Consider the following 21,308-nt stretch of genomic DNA (forward strand, 5'->3'; position numbering starts at 1 on the left):
TATCTTTATCTAACTTTATCGTCTATCAGGTTTGCAAACGCCGCCAATTCCATCATAATTAAGCCTTTTGAACGACAAGGCCTATTCCATGCACTCAAACGGACTGCACACCCGTTTCCTGCCCGATGAAGAAGCAACCCTGAAACTGGGTGAAGAATGGAGCAAGCAGCTTTCCGCTCCGCTGACCATCTATCTTGAAGGCGGACTGGGTGCAGGCAAAACCACGCTGACACGCGGGATTTTGCGCGGACTGGGGCATACGGGCGCAGTCAAAAGCCCGACTTACACCATTGTCGAATCTTATCCGCTGGATACATTCACCCTCCACCATTTCGACCTCTACCGCTTTACTATGCCCGAGGAATGGGAGGATGCCGGTTTGGACGAATTGTTTGCGCCCGACAGCGTCTGCCTCATCGAATGGCCGCAGCAAGGCGGGGAATTCACGCCTCCGGCAGACATTACCATTACATTGACGTACACCGATAAGGGCAGAACCTGCACCTTTTCCGCCCACACAAACCAAGGCCGAAAAAGTTTAGAATCATGGTCAAATTAACTAGAAGACACATTCTCCGTCAAGGCACAGGACTATTTCTCACCCTCACGCCCGTTGGTGCCGCATTGGCCAAACCGGCCTCTCCTGCGCAATTCCTTGCCGTCCGCATTTGGCCGGCGAACGCCTACACACGCGTTACCCTTGAGAGCAACCACTCAATGAAATACCAACATTTTATGTTGGACAACCCCAACCGGTTGGTCGTGGATATTCAAGGCGCGGAAATCAACAGCGTCCTGCAAGGCATTTCCAGCAAAGTGCTGTCTAACGACCCTTTTATCCGCAGCATTCGTGCCGGTCAAAATACGCCCAATACCGTGCGTATCGTCATCGACCTCAAACAAAGTACCCATCCGCAAGTCTTTGCGCTCGCCCCCGTCGGCAACTTCAGAAACCGCTTGGTTATCGACCTCTATCCGCACGGCGCAGATGCCAACGACCCGATGATGGCCTTGCTCAACGGCAATGTTCCCAAACAACGTCAAAATACCAATATCGCATACGACACCCCTGCCCCTAAAAACAATCGCGGCAGCGGTGGCAACCGCCGTCCCGTGATTATGATCGACCCCGGTCACGGTGGCGAAGACCCCGGCGCAATCGGCCCGAGCGGCCTCAAAGAAAAAAACGTCGTACTCTCCATCGCCCGCGAAACCAAAAAACGCCTCGAAGCCTTGGGTTACAACGTATTCATGACGCGCAACGAAGACATCTTTATCCCATTGGGCGTACGCGTTGCCAAAGGCCGTGCGCGCAATGCCGACGTATTCGTATCCATCCACGCCGATGCCTTTACCAGCCCGTCCGCTCGCGGTACCGGCGTATATATGCTCAATACCAAAGGCGCGACCAGCTCGGCGGCAAAATTCCTTGCCCAAACCCAAAACAACGCCGATGCCATCGGCGGCGTACAAACCAGCGGCAACCCCAATGTCGACAACGCCATTTTGGATATGACCCAAACCGCGACCCTGCGCGACAGCCGCAAGCTTGGCCATTCCGTCTTGACCGAATTGGGCAAACTCAACCAATTACACAAAGGCCGCGTTGACGAAGCCAACTTCGCCGTCCTCCGTGCGCCAGATATTCCATCCATTTTGGTGGAAACTGCCTTCCTATCCAATCCTACCGAAGAGCGGCTGCTCGGCAGCGAATCATTCCGCCAACAATGCGCCCAAGCCATTGCCACCGGTATTCAAAAATACATCAATACCGCCGTTTTACGCCGCGGATAATGGCTTGATAAAACAAAGGCCGTCTGAAAATTTTTCAGACAGCCTTATCTTTTCAAGCAATCTATTGGCATGAACAATACAGCAAAATGGGAGAATGGCGGCAAAATAACAATTGAGCCAAACCCTGTCAATCTTTGCTATTACATGTTCTACACTCATATGCGTGCTATTTATTGTTGGTACCTGATTTACCAAATGCCGGCTGTAATTGATCAGCAAGATCGTCTTCAATCAATTGCAGCACATCAGCGGGAAGTGTATCGGCATATTGATGAATCGTTATTTTATATTGGCCTTGATACCATTGATTTAAATGCAATGCATAGGTACTTTTATGCCCGAAGCCCAAATGCTGTGCCAATCTATTCCGAATACTGTGACGTGAAGACCCTACGTATAGAACCTGACTTGGGCGATTTAATTTTGCGCAGGCATGTGTTTTAAGTAAGCGAAAATTTTGAAATTGCTGAAAAGTTGTATTAATGTCGCCTTCAATCTGTTGGATAACATAAATAAAGCATCCATGACTGGGCAATTGTTCCAACGTTGTAAATTCAAAGGTACGGTCAGGTACAAGCTTTTTTGCTTGTATACAATGTTCAATCAATCGGTCAAGATAACGCATATTAACCGCACTTCCCTACCGCAGCCGGATAGACGGATACCTTCGTCTGCGTCAATGCAAACAGGTTTTCCAACTGCATTTGCGCCTGACGGTTGGCATGTTCCAAAATCTCAGCCCTACATGCGCTTTGCAATACCTGCCGTTTCGCCTCTTCCTGCACCGTCTTGAATACAGACTTATCCATAGGCAGCAAATTAAACGAGCCGGTCTGAATATCGTACACTTCGATATTTTCCAAATCCACGCTCAAGATTTCCACCGCCGGCAGACTGATTAATACCTTGTCGTCCACAATATTGACATTGTCCGCGCCTAACTTGTCCAAATCCAAACCGGCCAACACCTTGCCGCGCACAATAAAAATACCGCTTTGCGAATCCTGCCACAGCCTGCGCCAATCCCCTTTTTTCTCCGTACGGATAATCGTATCGATATAAAATGCCGTACTTTCCAAGCGGTTCATCTGCTTAATCTGCATCAAAACCCCCTCACGGGACAAAACCTGATGTTCTTCGTTCTGACCATGCAGGGCATAAAACCAGCCGCCTGCAGCCGTCAACGCACACAACACCAGCACGACCAATCCGCGCCCAAACATTTTCATTTCAAACATTCCCCATTAAAATAATCATCAAAACATTCCCCATATTCTCCCAAAACCGTCAATTTCAAGCCATACCCAGGCCGTCTGAAACAATAAATTTCATTACCAAAAAGTAATAAAAAATCTCAACAAACAAAGTTTGCCTTTTGGTAAAGACAAGACTACAATCCATTACACACAATTCAATTTCATCTCATCATGAATACCACCGACCTGCGCCGCCACAACCTGCGGCAATGGATAACACAACACCACAACGGCCAGCAGACCAAGTTTGCCCAAGCCATCTCCATCAACCAAGGCGAGCTGTCCGCCCTGCTGAAAAACAAATCTTTCGGCGAGAAAAAAGCCCGAAAAATCGAGCAGGCAGCCAATATGCCTGACATGTGGCTGGATCAAGACCACCAAGACCGCCACGCCCCCACCATCAGCCAAGAAAGAAATACCATGTCCCACATCTCCACCATTCCCGAAATCCTAGCAGACATCAAAGCCGGCAAAATGGTCATCATCACCGATGCCGAAGACCGCGAAAACGAAGGCGACTTGCTGATGGCCGCCCAATTCGTTACCCCCGAAGCCATCAACTTCATGATCAAAAACGCACGTGGCCTGGTCTGCCTGCCGATGGACGGCGAAATGGTCGAAAAACTCGGCCTGCCTATGATGACCCAAAAAAATGGCGCACAATACGGCACCAACTTCACCGTCTCCATCGAAGCCGCCCACGGCATCACCACCGGCATTTCCGCCGCCGACCGCGCCCTGACCATTCAAACCGCCGTTTCCCCATCCGCCAAACCCGAAGACATCGTCCAACCCGGCCACATCTTCCCACTGCGCGCCCAAAAAGGCGGCGTACTCGTCCGCGCCGGACACACAGAAGCCGGCGTCGATCTGGCACAAATGAACGGCCTGATTCCCGCCGCCGTCATCTGCGAAATCATCAACGACGACGGCACCATGGCGCGTATGCCCGAACTGATGAAGTTCGCCGAAGAACACAATCTCAAAATCGGCACCATTACCGACCTCATCGAATACCGCAGCCGTACCGAAAGCCTGCTTGAAGACATGGGCAACTCACCCGTACAAACCCCATGGGGCGAGTTCCAACAACACGTTTACGTCGACAAACTCTCCGGCGAAACCCACCTCGCCCTCGTCAAAGGCACACCTTCCGCCGAAGAAGAAACCCTCGTCCGCGTCCACGAACCCTTCAGCGTCATGGACTTCATCCAAACCAACCCGCGCCACTCATGGTCGCTGCCCAAAGCCCTTGAGCGCATCCAACAAGCCGAAAGTGGCGTAGTCATCCTCCTGCACCGCACTGAAGACGGCGCCACCCTGCTCGACCGCACCCTACCCAAAGGCGCCAACCAAGCCTACAAATGGGACAGCAAAAGCTACGGCATAGGCGCACAAATCCTCGCCGGCCTCAACGTCAAAAAACTGCGCGTCCTCGGCCAGCCGTCATCCTTCACCGGCCTCACCGGCTTCGGCCTCGAAGTCGTCGGCTTTGAAGAAGCTGAAAAATAATCTTGCTTGATTAACTCTCAAAGCAAATGAAACAAAAGGCCGTCTGAAAGTTTTCAGACGGCCTTTTAAGTTTGTTATCCAACTCAAAAACTGCGAATATAAAAAAGCCGATACACCTTTCCGATGTATCGGCTTTCGCTATCTGCTCAACGCTTAATTTTTGCTGGGCAGTTCTTTTTCGCTCAATGGTTTGATGTACCAAATATCGCGGCAGTAGTCGGCGATGGAGCGGTCGGATGAGAAGAAGCCCATGTTGGCGATGTTGATCAAGGCTGATTTGCGCCATGCGGATACGTTGCGGTAGTGTTCGTCCGCTTTGTATTGCGTGTCGATGTAGCTGCGGAAATCGGCCATCAGTTGATAGAAGTCGCCGTATGGTTGCAACACGTCGTTGTAGCGGTTTGGCTCTTCCGGAGAGAAAGTGCCTTGGCTGATTTGGTTGACGACGCGGCGTAGATCGCTGTCTCGCTCGATATAGCTCAACGGGTCGTAACCATTGCGGCGGATTTCTTCGACTTGCTCGACGGTGTTACCAAAGATATAGCAGTTGTCCGCGCCGACTTTTTCCAAAATCTCAACGTTCGCGCCGTCCAGTGTACCCATGCAGAGCGCGCCGTTAAGGGCGAATTTCATGTTGCTGGTACCGGATGCTTCTGTACCCGCCAGTGAGATTTGTTCGTGCAAATCAGCGGCTGGGATGATGATTTGGGCGAGGCTGACGCTGTAGTTCGGGATGAACACAACTTTAATCAAGTCGCGGATACGGGTGTCGTTGTTGATAACTTTGGCGACGTCATTAATCAGTCGGATGATTTTCTTCGCCATGTAATAAGCGGATGCGGCTTTACCGGCAAAGATGAACACGCGCGGCTGCCAATCGAAATCTGGGTTTTCCAGGATTTTGTTGTAGCGGTCGACGATGTGCATCACGTTCAATGCTTGACGTTTGTACTCGTGGATACGTTTGATTTGGATATCGAAAAGTGCATCGGTATTAACTTTGATGCCCAGCTCGGTTTCAATGTATTTAGCAAGGCGCTCTTTGGCGGCTTTTTTCACTTCGCCGAATTCTGCCTGTACGGAGGCATCGTCCACTTTGTCGTTGAGCTTGGTCAAGTTGTCCAAATGCAGACGCCAGTCTTCGTCGCCCAGATGTTTGTCCAAGAATTTGGTCAGGCCCGGGTTGGCGATGTTGATCCAGCGGCGCGGGGTTACGCCGTTGGTTACGTTGGTAAAGCGTTCTGGGAACACTTTGGCAAAGTCGGCGAAGATGGATGTGGTCATCAAATCGGAGTGGATTTTTGCCACGCCGTTGACTTTGTGCGAACCGATAACCGCCAGCCATGCCATGCGGACGCGACGGCCGTGGGTTTCATCAATGATGGATACGCGGCGGACAAAGTCGTCGTCGAAGTTGCCAATGGCGCGTAAGGCATTGAGGAAGTAGGCGTTGATTTCAAAGATGATGTCCAAGTGGCGCGGCAGCAGACGGCCCATCAGGTCAACCTGCCAAGTTTCCAAGGCTTCGCTCATCAATGTGTGGTTGGTGTAAGAGAAAATCTTACAGCACATATTCCATGCTTCAGTCCATGCGATGCCCTCTTCGTCAATCAGGATGCGCATCAATTCTGGAATGGCGAGCACCGGATGGGTATCGTTCAAGTGGATGGCGACTTCGTCTGCCAAAGTGCGGATGCTTGGGAAACGGCATTTGTGACGGGCAACGATGTCTTGAACGGAAGCGGAAACCAAGAAGTATTCTTGCTTCAGGCGCAATTCGCGGCCGGAATCGGTAGAGTCGTTCGGATACAGAACGCGTGAGATGTTTTCGTCGCTGTTTTGTGCGCGAACAGCAGAGGCATAGTCGCCTCGGTTGAAGTCGGCAAGGTCAAACAGGTTGCCTGCGTGTGCAGTCCACAAACGCAATGGGTTGGCACATTCGCCGCCATAGCCCGGAATAATTTCGTCGTATGCCCAAGCGGAAATTTCTTCGCTCGGCTGCCATTCTTTTTTGTCGCCCAAGTTCAATACTTGACCGCCGAAACGGACGGAATATTGTTTGTTCGGACGGGCAAACTGCCATGCCAAATCTTGGTCGAGCCACAAATCGGGTTTTTCAACTTGTTGGCCATCCACGATTTCTTGTTTGAACATACCGTATTGGTAACGGATGCCGTAGCCCATGGCCGGAATGCGCAGGGTTGCCAAAGAGTCGAGGAAGCAGGCGGCCAGACGGCCCAAACCGCCGTTACCCAAACCCGGATCTTCTTCTTGTTCGCAGACATCGGCAAATTCTTTGCCCAGTTGCTTGAAGGCTTCTTCAAATTCGGCGTAAACGCCTTCGTTAATCAGCGCGTTGACAAACGAACGGCCGAGCAGGAATTCCATAGACAGGTAATAAACCATGCGTTTGCTGTTGTCGATGTGGGCGCGGCGTGTTTTGAGGAAATCTTCCGCAATCAGGTCACGCGCGGCAAGCATGGCGGCGTTGAGCCATTGGTGTGAAGTTGCCTCCTTCGGATCTACGCCCAAGATGAAAATCAGCTTGTAAACGATGGACTTGCGGATGGTTTCGGCGTCCGGTTTAGGCATTACATAATCGTAACCGGAGATGGGGAGTTTTTTCTTAGCCATGGAAGCCTTTCTCTAGCGTGAGGCACTGGACAACGCGCCTGATGGTTTTATTAAAAACAACGAAACTCGGTTTTCAGACGGTCTGACAACGGCAACAGGCCGTCTGAAAGGAATGGTGCGTAGATTTGTTACAAACTAAGGAGATTATAGCGGAAAGATTCAAAAAAAGGATATATTTTTCTTTATAAAACATTCAATTAACAATTAAACCATTCATCATCTTATTGGCATTTTCAATTTATACCACTAAGCTGCAAATCATAAAATACTGACAAAATATCAAAGAATTAATCAACCAATAGTTTAATTCTCATTTAATTTGTTTTATGTAAAATCCAAATCCCCATATGCTCAACAACACATTTTCCTGATTCTTCGTAATTAAATTTCTCAGATGGTACGCAAGAAATTTCCCAATTGCCTTGAGGCAGGTTAAATAACTGACGACTACGTTTGGCATTGACCAACAGCAGCCATTCATCGTCCAAAACAACCTGAATCGCCTTGCTGCCCCTGTTGTGCCAACAATATTCGGTCATCGGGCTGCTATCGGCATTGAGCCATTGCACACGTTCTTTTTGCCACCAGCAATCATCTGTCAGCAGCTTGATTTGACTTCGTACGCGTATCAGCTCTTGAGTGTAATTCTGCAACATATGAGACTCATTTTGCCAATCCAACCATGTAATCGGATTATCTTGGCAGTAGCTGTTGTTGTTGCCTTGCTGACTGTTGCCAAACTCATCGCCCGCCAAAAGCATGGGCGTACCGTTGGATAAAAACAAGGAGGCAAGCAGCGCTTTGGAAGTGTATTCGCGGTTGAGCAAAACTTCTTCATCATCGGTTTCGCCTTCTACGCCGTGGTTGTAGCTGATGTTTTCATTATGCCCGTCGCGGTTGTTTTCGCCGTTGGCTTCGTTGTGTTTTTCGTTATAGCTGACCAAATCGCGCAGGGTGAAGCCGTCGTGTGCAGTGATGAAGTTGATGCTGGCGGACGGATGGCGGCCACTGTGGTTGAAAATATCGGACGACCCGGCCAAACGTTCGGCAAATGCACCCAAATTGCCGCTTTCCCATGACCAAAACGCGCGCATATCATCGCGGAAACGACCGTTCCATTCGGCAAAAGGTTGAGGGAAATTGCCCAAGTGATAACCGCCCTCGCCGATGTCCCATGCTTCGACAATCAGTTTCAAACCGGCCAAAACCGGGTCTTGATACAGGACTTGGAAAAAACGGCCGTACGATTGGAAATCGGGTTCGCGTCCCAATACGGTTCCCAAATCGAAACGGAAGCCGTCAACATGAAACTCTTCAGCCCAATAGCGCAGGCTGTCTGCCGCCCAACGGGTAACGTCGCGCCGGACAATATTGAGCGTATTGCCGCAACCCGACCAGTTTTCATAATTGCCGTAAGGGGTGTGCCAATACCATAAGGTGTTGTCGATACCGCGCTGACACAGCATCGGGCCTTTGTCGTCCTGTTCTGCCGTGTGGTTGTACACGACATCCAAAATCACTTCCAAACCTGCCTGATGCAGGGCTTTGACCGCTTGTTTAAACTCCGCCGCCGCACGCTCGGGATTGTCGGCATAAGACGGCTCGACGGCAAAATGAGAATAAGTGTTGTAGCCCCAATAATTGCTCAAGCCCATCTGCTGAAGATGGTATTCGTCCAGATGATAATGAATCGGCAGCAGCTCGACCGTTGTTACCCCCAACTCTTGCAAATAGGCCAAAACCCGTTTATCGCACAAGGCCTTATAAGTGCCTGCATATTTCAAATCGGGGAATTGCTTGGTAAACCCTTTGACATGGGCTTCATAAATAACGGTTTTGCCCCACGGTATTTCCGGACGGCAATCTTTGGCCCAATTGAATCGACTGCGTCCGATCACGACGCTTTTCGGCGCAACGGCGGCATTGTCGCGTTCATCTTCCGGTCTGAACCATGCCATTTCTTCGGCGGTACGGTAGCTTGGTTTGCCGTCAATTTTTTTGGAATACGGGTCAATCAGCAATTTGTTGGGATTAAAACATGAGCCGTATTCTGCGTTTTCACGTCCATACACGCGAAAACCGTATCGCTGCCCTGCCTTAACGTCCGGCACAAATCCGTAAAATACCGAACCGCGCCGCGAAGGCATCTCCAAACGGGTTTCTTTATCCTTATCAAACAGACACAATTCGACCTTTTCGGCATTGATGGAAAACAAGGTGAAATTCGCGCCCTTGCTTGTCAGGGTCGCGCCCATGGGATAAGGCTTGCCTTCCTCGATATGCCATGATTTGGCAGTCATAGAATGATTCCTTGGTATGTATTTGGTTTCGTGTCCAATATAAGGCCGTCTGAAAATCTTTCAGACGGCCTTGAGTCATATTGATATCACTATCTTTTAATTTTCAGCTGATTAGGCAGGCATGATACCCACCCTCAAAGTTGATTTACGCTTCGTCTTTGAGTGCCGCCTGATACAGGTAAACGGTTGCCAAAGGCGGTACGGTAACAGACAAGGAATTTGGTTTGCCATGCGACCAAACTTCTTCTGTCTCCACCGTTGCGCCGGTAGAAACGCCGCTGCCTTTGTAATGCAGGTCGTCTGAATTGAGGATTTCGCGGTATTCGCCGGCAGAATTCACGCCGAAACGGTAGCCTTCGCGTACCACAGGCGTGAAGTTGCTGATCACAATAACGCGGTTGCCTTCACGGTCGCGGCGCTCGAAGACGAATACGGAATTGTCGCCGTCATCTGCAACCAGCCACTCAAAGCCTTCAGACCATTGGTCTAATTGGTAAAGCGGCGCGTTGTCTTTATAGACATGGTTCAATTCGCGTACGAAGTCTTGTACGCCTTTGTGCCAGCCGCCATCTTGCTCCAGCAAGAACCAATCCAGTCCTTCGTTGTAGTTCCACTCGCGGCCTTGTGCAAACTCGTTGCCCATAAACAAGAGTTTTTTGCCGGGGAAGCCGTACATAAAGCCGTAGTAGGCGCGCAGGTTGGCAAATTGTTGCCAGCAGTCGCCGGGCATACGTCCGAGCAGCGAACGTTTGCCGTGCACGACTTCATCGTGTGAAAGCGGCAGGACAAAGTTTTCGCTGTACTGGTACATCATGCCGAAAGTCATTTTGTTGTGGTGATATTTGCGGTTGATGGGGTCTTCCATCATGTAACGCAACGTATCGTTCATCCAGCCCATATTCCATTTGAAGCTGAAGTTCAAACCTTCTTGACGGGTGACGTTAGCGAATGAAGTAGATTCTTCGGCAATTTCAGTCGCAGCTGGAACCTCCTCTTTCAACATGGTGTTGGTATCACGCAGGAAAGCGATGGCTTCGAGGTTTTCATGGCCGCCGTATTGGTTCGGAATCCACTCGCCGTCTTTGCGCGAATAGTTGCGGTAAATCATCGAAGCAACCGCATCAACGCGGATACCGTCAAAGCCGAAACGTTCTATCCAATACAAAGCATTGCCTTGCAGGAAGTTTTTCACTTCGTTTCTGCCGAAGTTGTAAATCAAGGTGTTCCAGTCTTGGTGGTAGCCTTCGCGCGGGTCGGCGTGTTCGTACAGCGCGGTGCCGTCAAATTTGGCCAAGCCGTGATCGTCGGTCGGGAAATGGCCGACCACCCAGTCGAGGATAACGCTGATGCCTGCGTCGTGCGCGGCTTTAATCAATGCACGCAATTCTTCCGGCGAACCGAAACGGCTGGTCGGCGCATACAAACCGGTTGCCTGATAGCCCCATGAGCCGTCAAACGGATATTCGGAAACAGGCAAAAACTCGATATGGGTAAAGCCCATGTCTTTGACGTATGCCACCAGCTCTTTGGCCAACTCTTCATAAGTCAGCCAAAAATTGTTTTCCGGATTGCGTTTCCACGAGCCCAAATGCACTTCATAAATGCTGATAGGCGCATCAATGGCGTTGGCACAGGCGCGGAAAGCAGGTTCTTCCACTTCGTCAGGCAAGCCGCGCACGATAGATGCCGTGGTTGGACGCAGTTCCGCACCGAAAGCATACGGGTCGGCTTTTTCACGTACATTACCGTTGGCATCGCGGATTTCAAATTTGTAGAGGGCATTGAGTTTGACTGCAGGAATAAAGATGTCCCAAATGCCGTTGTCGCGATGGAAACGCATCACATGGCGGCGGCCATCCCAGTTATTAAATTCGCCGATGACGGAAACGCGTTGCGCATTGGGCGCCCATACGGCAAAGCGTACGCCCTTCACGCCGTCCAACTCGGCAAAATGTGCGCCTAAAGTCTCATAAGGACGCAGGTGTTTGCCTTCGGCCAACAGCCAGGAATCCATGTCTTGCAACGCAGAGCTGAAATGATAAGGGTCTTCTTCAATCACTGGCTCGGAATCTTCGGTATAACGGATACTCAAAGCGTAATCGGGCGCATCATCAGGCAAAACGGCCACAAAGAAACCGCGTTCATCAATTTTTTCAGACGGCACGATGAGTTCGCCGCTGCGGCGGTTCACGATATCCACGCTTACTGCGCCGGGAATCAAAACGCGTACTACTTCATCGCCCTCTGCAAGGCGGTGTCGTCCCAGATAAGCGAACAAATCGCTGTGGGTGGCAAGAAACAGGCTTTCGACCGTATCGCGCTCGATTTGGTCAAGTTCATGATAAGCCTTGATTTGGCTGTTTGTTTTCATGCGTACCTCGTCAATAATGGCAAGTTGGCCGCCCATGAGGCGGTGTTGTAGGAAATCTTCCAAAGAAACCGGCATTTTTTGCGCCCAGTTCGGATAGCCTTCGGTTACACCCGGGACATTCAGATTGTCGATGACGCCCAGCAGGTTTTCCAGTTGTACGGCGTAAAGTTTGCTGCGGCTCAATGCGCCGTATTTATGCAAAGCCCCCAGCAAGATTTCATCGGCTTTTGCCGGCATTTGTACGTCTGCACCCAGACAGCCGGTTTCTTTCAATTTATCCAGCAAATCGGCTTTATCGTGTTCGCGCTCGTCCAAGGCCGTCTGAAAAGCGGCTACATCAGGCAAAGTACCGAGCTTGAACATCGTATCCAAATCTTTGCCTATCCAATAACCTGCCAAAGGCGCAACATCGTGGGTACTGATGACCGTAATCGCCTGCTCGGGGTATTCTTCAGGTAATTGGAAACCGTTCCAGCCCTTGCTGAAATACATCACTTTGTAGGAGAACACTTGATAGCGATTGAGCAGATAACGCGCTTGATCGGGTACCGTTCCCAAATCCTCGCCGATGATGACGCAACGGTTGCGCTGGCTTTCCAATGCCAAAATGGCGAAAGTCACTTCGGCATCGTAATGCACATATGCGCCGAAATCTGCTGTTTTATCGTTTAAAACCCACCACAAACGACACAATGCCATCACATGGTCAATCCGCAACACGCCATACAGGCGCATGTTTTCGCGCAACAGATGGGCAAACTTTTCATAGCCCGTATGTTTCAACATCGACGGATTAAGCGGCGGCAAATTCCAATTCTGCCCTGTCGGCCCCAAAGGATCGGGCGGCGCACCGACCGATACGTCCATACAATAATCTTGACGGTTTAACCAAGTATCCGCGCTGCCTCGCGCCACGCCGACCGCCAAATCGCCGTAAATACCGAGTTTGACACCGTATTCGGCAGCGGCTTGGTTGACTTCTTGCAACTGCTTCGCACAAAGCCATTGCAGCCACATATAAAAACGGATTTCACGCTCATGACTAAGCGCAAATTTTTCTACTGCTTCGCCATCAGGTTGATGAAATTCAGACGGCCATGACTGCCAACCCACTTGTCCGGGACGGCTGTAATACTGGTCCAAAGCCTCAAACAAACCGAAGCCCTGCAAAGCCTTGCCTTTTTCTAATACAAATGCTTCAAATGCAGCACGTTCATTTACCGCAGCCTCGCAAGTATCTTGTTCAAACGCGTTAAACGCCATCTGCAGCGCATCACGCTTACATGCCCAAACCGCCGTATAAGTCACCGTTTCCGTAACACGCAAAGCGGCGATACGCTGACGGATTTTTGGTTGTGCCAACCAGTTTTTCAGTTGTTCGTTATAAGTAAACGCCCCGACTTTCTCGATATCCAAGTAAATCGGATTGAGCCATTCGCGCGAAGAAGGGCTATACGGGCTGGCAAAGGCAGGCTTGCTGGTAAACAAGGCATGCAAAGGGTTGATACCGACAAAATCCAGCTTTTTCTCTGCAGCATATTTCATCAGGTTCAGCAAATCGGTAAAGTCGCCTATGCCCCAGTTGCGCTCGGAACGCAGGCTGTACAAATGCATGGTCAAACCATTCATCCGTCCGCCATTGGCAAGCAGTTTGGGTTGATAAACCGATTCAGGCGCAACAATCAGACGTACAAGGCAACATTTACCGTCGGTCTCGGCCGATAAAGTGTAATAACCGCAAGTCAGTTGGGGCAGCTTAATCCAAAGCGTATCGTTGTCGCCCGGATACAAAGTCAAGGTCTGGCACTCATCCGCCTCATTAATCAATACGACCGCTTCCGCACCATGAAATTTAGACGGCATCTGTAAAGATTCTTCACCGTTTTCATGCGCGACCATCGTATTCAGATAAAGGCCGTCTGAATCCGGTTTGCTTTTGTCCAAAATAGCAACGATCGATTCCAAAACTTCAGGTTTGGTCGCATGATATGTACCGTTGATGTCGTGGTAGCCTAAATCAATACCGGCCTCTACAGCCTGCTGCTCCAATGTTTCACTCATTGCATTCTGCCTGTTTTACCAATATCTGAATCTTAATACAGATTTTGTCGCACCGTTACATGTAATTCATTGTAGTCTCTAACAAAATCCATATTTCCCCGCTTGATTTGACCTGAGCCAAAATTTCCTATTTATCTGTCTTGTAAAAACTTAAAGGCCGTCTGAAAAAGAAGGTTTCACTCCTGTTCAGACGGCCTTTATCATGTTTCAAGCCTGATTAGTGGTGATGATGACCATGCGGGCCATGTACGTGACCGTGGGCAATTTCTTCCTCAGTCGCATCGCGTACACCTTCAACGGTCGCTTTGAACAATACTTTCATACCGGCCAAAGGATGGTTGCCGTCTACTACGGCTTTACCGTCGGCAACATCGGTTACACGATAAATCAATACATCGCCTGTTTCCGGATCATCGGCTTCAAACATCATGCCGACTTCAACTTCAACAGGAAATACGCTTACATCTTCAATGCGCACCAACTCAGGATCTTGCTCGCCGAAAGCATCATCGGGCGACAAAGCCACTTCGACGGTATCGCCTACATTTTTGCCGTGCAACGCTTCTTCCACCAAAGGGAAAATACCGTCATAACCGCCATGCAAGTAAGCAATCGGCTCTTCGGTTTTGTCCAACAACTGGTTGTTTGCATCGTACATTTCATAATGCAGGGAAACTACGGAATTTTTAACAATAGACATCATGTCGTCCTTAATCAATATTTATAAAGTCAAGTTCAGGCTATTCTATCACAGCTGTAACTAAACAATCGGTTTACCTTAAACAAATACTTTTAGCAAACACAACAAAACCGAAAAAGTCCATATAAAAAACAAAATTGAATGATCCCAATCCATAAAAGTTGCTTTTTCACAACACAAAGTTGCTAAATTACAAAAATTTCCCTAAACGCAAAAACATTCCAAACCCTTAAAACCTATAACAAATAAAAATACACAACTAATTGAATATAATGTATTTTTAAAATCTTCATTAATAATGAATATTTTTAGATGATTTTTCGCGCGCCAATATGATTTACATTATTTTCACTATTTTCGTATTGATTTTAGCCGGCAAACGGTTACGCAACGTTGCATTGACCTATCTCGTGGGGCATAATATTGAAAAATTCAGCAATGAATTTCTACTGTATAGGCCGTCTGACGGCTATTTTTAGTTTAAATCGATTTAAAAAAGGTTCTTAAAAATGAAAAAATCTCTGTTCGCTGCTGCTTTGTTGTCTTTAGCTTTGGCCGCTTGTGGCGGTGCTGATAAAGCTGCTGAAACTGCCGCTTCTGCTGCTTCCGAAGCCGCTGCATCTGCTACTGAAGCTGCTGCATCTGCTACTGAAGCTGCCGCTTCTGCTGCTTCCGAAGCTACTGAAGCCGCTGCTTCTGCTACTGAAGCTGCTGCATCTGCTACCGAAGCCGCTGCTTCTGAAGCTGCTAAATAATATTCTTTTGAATATTTTGAATATTAAGAAAAGCAGGATACCATTGCGTATCCTGCTTTTTTACATTCCTCACACTCCCCTTCCCGACTTTTCCGCCTGACTGCCATGCACCTTCACGACCGTTTTACTGAGTTTCTTTCCGCTTCTGAAATCATCGAAGCCACTCCGGCCTTGTTAAACGACCAACGCCGCCGCTTTGTTTCTTCGCCGGATATTGTCTTACAGCCGAACTCTGTCGAAAGCGTGCAGAAAATCATGCGTTTCTGTTTTGAAAACCGCATCCGCGTCACCCCGCAAGGCGGCAATACCGGATTATGCGGTGCAACAGTAACCACCGAAGGCGTACTGCTCAATCTCTCCAAGCTCAACCGCATCCGCGATATCAACCTTGCCGACAACAGCATGACGGTTGAAGCAGGCATGATTTTGCAGAATGCTCAAAAGGCGGCAGCCGAAGCCGGACGACTGTTTCCGCTCAGCCTTGCTAGCGAAGGCTCTTGCCAAATCGGCGGCAATATCGCCTGTAATGCCGGCGGTTTGAATGTCTTGCGTTACGGCAGCATGCGTGATTTGGTATTGGGTTTGGAAGTCGTTTTACCAAACGGCGAACTGGTTTCCCACCTTCAGCCCCTGCACAAAAACACGACCGGCTACGACTTGCGCCATCTTTTTATCGGCAGCGAAGGAACATTGGGCATCATTACCGCAGCCACACTCAAACTCTTTGCCCAGCCCAAAACCAAAGCGACCGCATGGGTAGGTTTAGACGATATTGAATCCGCCGTCTCGCTTTTGACTGCGGTGCAAGGTCATTTTGCCGAGCGCTTGACCAGCTTCGAGCTGATCAGTCGCTTTGCCCTCGATTTATCTTCGGAATTCAGCCAACTCAAAAAGCCCGCCGATGCGGAATGGCATATTTTGATTGAACTTGCAGATTCCGTTCCCGATGCCGGACTGGATGAAAAGCTTGCCGAATTTCTCTATCAAAACGGATGGGAAAACAGTATCTTGGCGCAATCCGAGCAAGAGCGCTCCGACTTATGGACCTTGCGTGAAAATATTTCTGCTTCCCAACGCAAACTCGGCACCAGCATCAAACACGACATCGCCGTCCCTATCGCCCAAGTGGCCGCCTTTGTCCGCCAATGCGCCCCTGCCTTGGAAACCCGCTTTCCCGGCATACAAATTGTTTGCTTCGGACATTTAGGCGACGGCAGCCTGCATTACAATACATTCCTGCCCAATGTATTGAGCAATGAAGCCTACCAATACGAAGACGCCGTCAATACCATTGTTTATGAAAACATCCTTACCTGCCACGGTACGATTGCCGCAGAACACGGCGTAGGCATAATCAAAAAACATTGGCTGCCCCGTGTGCGTACGCAGGCAGAACTCGTTCTGATGCATGCCATCAAAAATCAGCTTGACCCTTATGGCATTATGAATCCGGACAAACTCCTGCCTTCTTTGGATTAACCAATACAAAAGGCCGTCTGAAACATTTCAGACGGCCTTTTTATTTTATCCAAACTATTTCAATGCCGTTTTCCAATCCAATCCGCCCAAGGATGGTACCTGTATCACTTCGTTGGTATCCAAATTGACCGCTGTCAGCTCTCCGCCCCACAACGCGCCGGTATCCAAAGCAATAACCTGATCGGTATTAACGTAACCCAATGACGACCAATGTCCGAACACGGTAATATAATCCAAATTCTGCCTATCGGGTGCTTTAAACCAAGGGCGCAGGTAAAGCGGCATTTTTTTCAAAGTGGATTTATATTCGTAATCCAATTCGCCTTTGTACGTCAGCGCACGCATACGGGTAAAGACGTTGATAATCATGCGTAGGCGCTCATAGCCTGTCAAATCGTCCGTCCACTCGGTCGGCTTGTTGCCGTACATTTTGCCAAAAAATTTCCTGTACTTTTTACCTTGCAATTCATCCTCAGCTTCACGGGCAAGGCTTTCGGCTTTATTAACAGACCATTGCGGCAAAATACCGGCATGCACCATCACATGCCTGTCGCCGCGTACCAAAAGCGGTTGATGACGCAGCCAGTCAAGCATGGCATGACTATCGGGATGGGTCAAAATCGGCTCAACCGTATCACTACGCTTGAGCGTTCCTTCACCGCAACCGACTGCCAAAAGATGTAAATCATGATTACCCAAAACCATTTGCACGCTGCTGTCATGCTCTTTGGCAAATTTCAGGGTTTCCAATGACTTCGGACCGCGATTGACAATATCGCCGACCAGCCAAAGGGTGTCCGTACCATGATTAAAGCCGATTTTGGCAAGCAACAAAGTCAGCTCGTCAAAACAGCCTTGAATGTCTCCGATTGCGTAATGTGCCATTATTATTGTTTTCCGTTGTTATTCTTTTCAGACGGCCTCAAGCCCAGCCCAGGCCGTCTGAAAACATCATTTATGCATTTAAAACCAATACTGCTTCTGCTTCAACCTGAACGCCTTTAGGCAGGCTGGCCACGCCAACTGCCGCACGTGCAGGGAAAGGTTGTTCGATAAATTCAGCCATCACTTCATTGAACACGGCAAAGTTGGCCAAATCAGTCAAATAAGCATTGAGTTTGACGATATCGTTTAAAGAACCGCCGGCTGCTTCGGCTACGGCTTGCAGGTTTTTAAATACTTGCACTGCTTCGGCGCGGAAGTCGCCATTGCCGACCACGGTCATCGTAGCCGGATCCAAAGGAATCTGACCGCTCATATAAACCGTATCGCCTGCGCGGACTGCTTGGCTGTATGCGCCAATCGCGGCAGGGGCTTTGTCGGTATGGATAATGGTTTTAGACATGATATTCTCCTCAAGTAGAAATGTCAGAATCAGGTGGAAGCTTCGAATTTTACTTTCAACAGAAATACGTTTCAATAAAAGCATTCAATTAATGCGTTTAGCCCGTCTTGTTCTTCCTCAATTTTAAACCTACAATCCCACACATTATTCATTTCAAAGCCGAAATTATCATGTTTTTTGTCTTATCCCCAGCCAAAAACCTCAACGAAAAAGACCCTTCCCCCGTCAGCAGCTTTACCCAGCCCGACCTTCTGCCCGAAGCAGAAATCCTGATGCAGGAGTTGCGCCAGCTTGCCCCTCAACAAATCGCCGAGCTGATGCATGTTTCCGACAAAATCGCCCTGCTCAATGCCGAACGCAATGCCGTATGGCACACGCCGTTTACGCCTGAAAACGCCAAACAAGCCGTATTTATGTTCAACGGTGACGTCTATGAAGGTATCGCCGCCGATACATTCAAACCGGAACAAATCGACTACCTGCAACAACACGTCCGCCTACTTTCCGGCCTATATGGCGTACTGCGCCCGCTCGACTTGATGCAGCCCTACCGCTTGGAAATGGGCACAGCCTTTGCCAACTCGCACGGCAAAAACCTCTACGAATTTTGGGGCGATAAAATTACCGACCTGCTCAACCAAACGCTGAAGCAGGCAGACAGCGACGTTTTAATCAACCTCGCCTCACAAGAATATTTCAAATCCGTCAACACCCAAAAACTCAACGCACGCCTGATTACACCGATTTTTAAAGATGAGAAAAACGGCAAATACAAAATCATCAGCTTCTACGCCAAACGTGCGCGCGGTTTGATGGTACGCTACGCGGCAGAACACGGCATTACCGAGCCTGAAATGCTCAAAAATTTCGACTACGAGGGCTATTCATTCAATGAGGCAGCTTCAAACGAAGCCGAATGGGTATTCATGCGTGAAGAACAATCCAAATAAAAACAGAATCCTAGATATTTTTTCTAAAATACCTCTTGGCAAAGGCCGTAAGTTCCATTAATATTACGGCTTCAAGAATGGAAGCGTGGCAGAGCGGTTTAATGCAACGGTCTTGAAAACCGTCGAGGGTTGATAGCCCTCCGTGAGTTCGAATCTCACCGCTTCCGCCATTCTTGATATTTTTTTATCTAGTAAAAATGAAATGCGAGACTTGATGATTCAAGTCTTTTTTTATTTTCAAATCCAAAGAATCCCGTAAAGGCCGTCTGAAACTTTCTATAACACAGTTTCAGACGGCCTAATCCCTTTAAAACTCCCCCAAATCCCTAAAGTCCTACCTAGACATTTAGGAATTTTGGGGGGGATTTTTGCAAAGGTCTTCGCTTTTCTAATCTTTGCCATCAATGGTATCAGCCGACCCATTACCAATGCGGAATTTTTGCTCAACCATGCTGGGCTTTTCCTATGCCGACGCGATTGTACATTTTTCCTCAGGTCCGTGTGCTTCCTTATCATTTGCAGTAGGATTTGCTGCATATTCCGAGCTGTTGCCACAGAGTACCGCCGTTGCTTTTATATTGGAGGAGGTTGCGGCAAACGGTGTCGTGATGGAGTGTCATTCGATGATGGTATGGTGGTAGGACAGGTCTCGAATGTGATATCGTTCTTCTTGGGTCAGTTGCGTGTCGCTCAGGGTAATCTTTCTTATAGGAAAGGCTGTATGCTGCTACATACCGAACTTTTCCGTTATGTAAAGTTTGCCCTTCAAATCCTAATCTGCTGGCCTCTATTTATCATTATTTAATCGCTACAAGGATATTTAAATGAAACGGGAAACCATTGCCCTGCATGCAGGCTATCAATCCGAACCGACTACCAAATCCGCTGCTGTCCCCATTTACCAAACCACTTCCTACACTTTCGACAACACGCAACACGGCGCAGACTTGTTCAACCTTGATGTAGCGGGCAATATCTACACCCGTATGATGAATCCGACCACTGCCGTTTTGGAAGAGCGCGTTGCCCGTTTGGAAGGCGGTATCGCCGCATTGGCTGTCGCCAGCGGTATGGCTGCAATTACCTATGCCGTTCAAACCCTGGTTGAAGCAGGCGACAACATCATTGCAACCAAAACCCTCTACGGCGGCACATACAATTTCTTTGCCCACAGCCTGCCGCGCCAAGGCATAGAAGTACGCTTTATTGATCCGGCCAAGCCAGAAGAAATCGCCGCCAATACCGACAGCCGCACCAAACTGGTGTATTGCGAATCTATCGGCAATCCCGCCATCAATGTTGTCGATATTCCAGCATTCGCCCAAGCCGCACACGCTCAAGGTCTGCCTTTAATGGTAGATAATACCGTCGCTACGCCCACATTATTCCGCCCGATCGAACACGGCGCCGACATCGTTATCCAATCCCTGACCAAATACATCGGCGGCCACGGCACAACGATTGGCGGTGCCATTATTGATGGCGGTAAATTCCAATGGGCAGGCAATCCGCGTTTTGAAAAAACCTTCAATCGGCCTGATCCGTCTTACCACGGCGTAAACTACTGCGAACATTTTGGTGCGGCCGCCTACATCGCCCGTGCCCGCGTCGTCCCGCTGCGCAATACCGGTGCCGCCCTGTCTCCGCACAGCGCATTTTTACTGCTGCAAGGTTTAGAAACCCTAGCCCTGCGTATGGAACGTCATTGCGAAAACGCCCTAAAAGTAGCCGAATTCTTAAAGAAACATCCGCAGGTCGAATGGGTGAACTATCCTGCCCTGCCCGACAGTCCGTATAAAGCTCTGATTGACCGCGACTACGGCGGCAAAGCCTCCGGTTTGCTGAGTTTCGGCATTAAAGGCGGACGCGAAGCCGGTGCAAAATTTATCGACGCACTGCAACTCTTCCTGCGCTTGGTAAATATCGGCGATGCCAAATCGCTGGCTACCCATCCTGCCACAACGACCCACCGCCAGCTTGACGATGCAGAACTCGCCGCAGCAGGCGTCAGCCCCGACATGGTACGCCTGAGCGTGGGTATCGAGCATATCGACGATTTGCTTGCCGACTTGGCACAGGCATTGGATGCCGCACAGGCATAGGCAATAGCAGCGCTAATTAGATGAAAAAAGCCTCCGCTTAAAAAGGCCG

General features: G+C 49.3%; 15 protein-coding genes and 1 tRNA gene. 8 read left to right on the forward strand and 8 right to left on the reverse strand.

The genetic code is table 11. The features are described from left to right. Positions 1–88: 88 nt before the first annotated feature. Complete coding sequence (gene tsaE, locus DBY95_RS04250) at positions 89–559, forward strand: tRNA (adenosine(37)-N6)-threonylcarbamoyltransferase complex ATPase subunit type 1 TsaE (RefSeq protein ID WP_107723490.1); 471 nt, start codon at positions 89–91, stop codon at positions 557–559. After that, positions 547–1,794 (forward strand): N-acetylmuramoyl-L-alanine amidase, encoded by a 1,248-nt coding sequence (locus tag DBY95_RS04255; RefSeq protein WP_107723491.1) that lies wholly within the window; start codon positions 547–549, stop codon positions 1,792–1,794. Before tsaE ends, DBY95_RS04255 begins: the two co-directional genes overlap by 13 nt. A gap of 166 nt (positions 1,795–1,960) precedes the next feature. On the opposite strand, the gene DBY95_RS04260 is transcribed toward DBY95_RS04255, so the two are convergent. Beyond that, entirely contained in the window at positions 1,961–2,419 is a 459-nt protein-coding gene (locus DBY95_RS04260; RefSeq protein WP_070607785.1) for a hypothetical protein, read from the reverse strand. A gap of 1 nt (position 2,420) precedes the next feature. Further along, positions 2,421–3,032: a DUF4230 domain-containing protein gene (locus tag DBY95_RS04265; protein ID WP_107723492.1), complete on the reverse strand. Its 612-nt coding sequence runs from the start codon at positions 3,030–3,032 to the stop codon at positions 2,421–2,423. A 189-nt stretch (positions 3,033–3,221) separates the two neighbouring features. Between DBY95_RS04265 and ribBA the strand changes: the two genes are divergently transcribed. Continuing rightward, complete coding sequence (ribBA, locus tag DBY95_RS04270; protein ID WP_107723493.1) at positions 3,222–4,562, forward strand: bifunctional 3,4-dihydroxy-2-butanone-4-phosphate synthase/GTP cyclohydrolase II; 1,341 nt, start codon at positions 3,222–3,224, stop codon at positions 4,560–4,562. 153 nt (positions 4,563–4,715) lie between these two features. Here ribBA and DBY95_RS04275 read toward each other — a convergent pair whose 3' ends face one another. The 4 genes from DBY95_RS04275 to DBY95_RS04290 form a co-directional block, all read right to left on the reverse strand. Beyond that, the gene (locus tag DBY95_RS04275; protein WP_107723494.1) at positions 4,716–7,196 is read right to left on the reverse strand and encodes a glycogen/starch/alpha-glucan phosphorylase; all 2,481 of its coding nucleotides are present in this window, start codon (positions 7,194–7,196) and stop codon (positions 4,716–4,718) included. Positions 7,197–7,510: 314 nt separating this feature from the next. Further along, positions 7,511–9,496: a glycogen debranching protein GlgX gene (gene glgX, locus DBY95_RS04280; protein ID WP_107723495.1), complete on the reverse strand. Its 1,986-nt coding sequence runs from the start codon at positions 9,494–9,496 to the stop codon at positions 7,511–7,513. A 145-nt stretch (positions 9,497–9,641) separates the two neighbouring features. Continuing rightward, positions 9,642–13,928: a 1,4-alpha-glucan branching protein GlgB gene (gene glgB, locus DBY95_RS04285; RefSeq protein WP_107723496.1), complete on the reverse strand. Its 4,287-nt coding sequence runs from the start codon at positions 13,926–13,928 to the stop codon at positions 9,642–9,644. A 217-nt stretch (positions 13,929–14,145) separates the two neighbouring features. Continuing rightward, on the reverse strand, positions 14,146–14,628 hold the full coding sequence (locus DBY95_RS04290; protein ID WP_003683125.1) for an FKBP-type peptidyl-prolyl cis-trans isomerase: 483 nt from the start codon (positions 14,626–14,628) through the stop codon (positions 14,146–14,148). A 509-nt stretch (positions 14,629–15,137) separates the two neighbouring features. On the opposite strand from DBY95_RS04290, the gene DBY95_RS04295 reads away from it, so the two are divergent. Together DBY95_RS04295 and DBY95_RS04300 are read left to right on the forward strand one after the other, a co-directional pair. Continuing rightward, positions 15,138–15,383, forward strand: a complete 246-nt coding sequence (locus tag DBY95_RS04295) for a hypothetical protein (protein ID WP_107723497.1) — start codon at positions 15,138–15,140, stop codon at positions 15,381–15,383. Between the two features lie 105 nt (positions 15,384–15,488). Next, entirely contained in the window at positions 15,489–16,862 is a 1,374-nt protein-coding gene (locus DBY95_RS04300) for an FAD-binding oxidoreductase (RefSeq protein WP_107723498.1), read from the forward strand. A 54-nt stretch (positions 16,863–16,916) separates the two neighbouring features. Here DBY95_RS04300 and DBY95_RS04305 read toward each other — a convergent pair whose 3' ends face one another. Next, on the reverse strand, positions 16,917–17,747 hold the full coding sequence (locus tag DBY95_RS04305) for a symmetrical bis(5'-nucleosyl)-tetraphosphatase (RefSeq protein WP_049331278.1): 831 nt from the start codon (positions 17,745–17,747) through the stop codon (positions 16,917–16,919). Positions 17,748–17,817: 70 nt separating this feature from the next. Next, the gene (locus DBY95_RS04310) at positions 17,818–18,207 is read right to left on the reverse strand and encodes a RidA family protein (protein ID WP_003746001.1); all 390 of its coding nucleotides are present in this window, start codon (positions 18,205–18,207) and stop codon (positions 17,818–17,820) included. 170 nt (positions 18,208–18,377) lie between these two features. On the opposite strand from DBY95_RS04310, the gene yaaA reads away from it, so the two are divergent. The 3 genes from yaaA (at position 18,378) to DBY95_RS04330 (ending at position 21,259) form a co-directional block, all read left to right on the forward strand. Continuing rightward, entirely contained in the window at positions 18,378–19,157 is a 780-nt protein-coding gene (gene yaaA, locus DBY95_RS04315) for a peroxide stress protein YaaA (protein ID WP_063068245.1), read from the forward strand. Positions 19,158–19,236: 79 nt separating this feature from the next. Continuing rightward, positions 19,237–19,327 (forward strand) — tRNA-Ser (locus tag DBY95_RS04320). Between the two features lie 654 nt (positions 19,328–19,981). Next, positions 19,982–21,259, forward strand: coding sequence for an O-acetylhomoserine aminocarboxypropyltransferase/cysteine synthase family protein (locus tag DBY95_RS04330; RefSeq protein ID WP_107723499.1), 1,278 nt, complete (start codon positions 19,982–19,984; stop codon positions 21,257–21,259). Positions 21,260–21,308: the final 49 nt, after the last annotated feature.

This window comes from Neisseria subflava (assembly GCF_003044935.1).
Classification (GTDB): domain Bacteria; phylum Pseudomonadota; class Gammaproteobacteria; order Burkholderiales; family Neisseriaceae; genus Neisseria; species Neisseria subflava_E.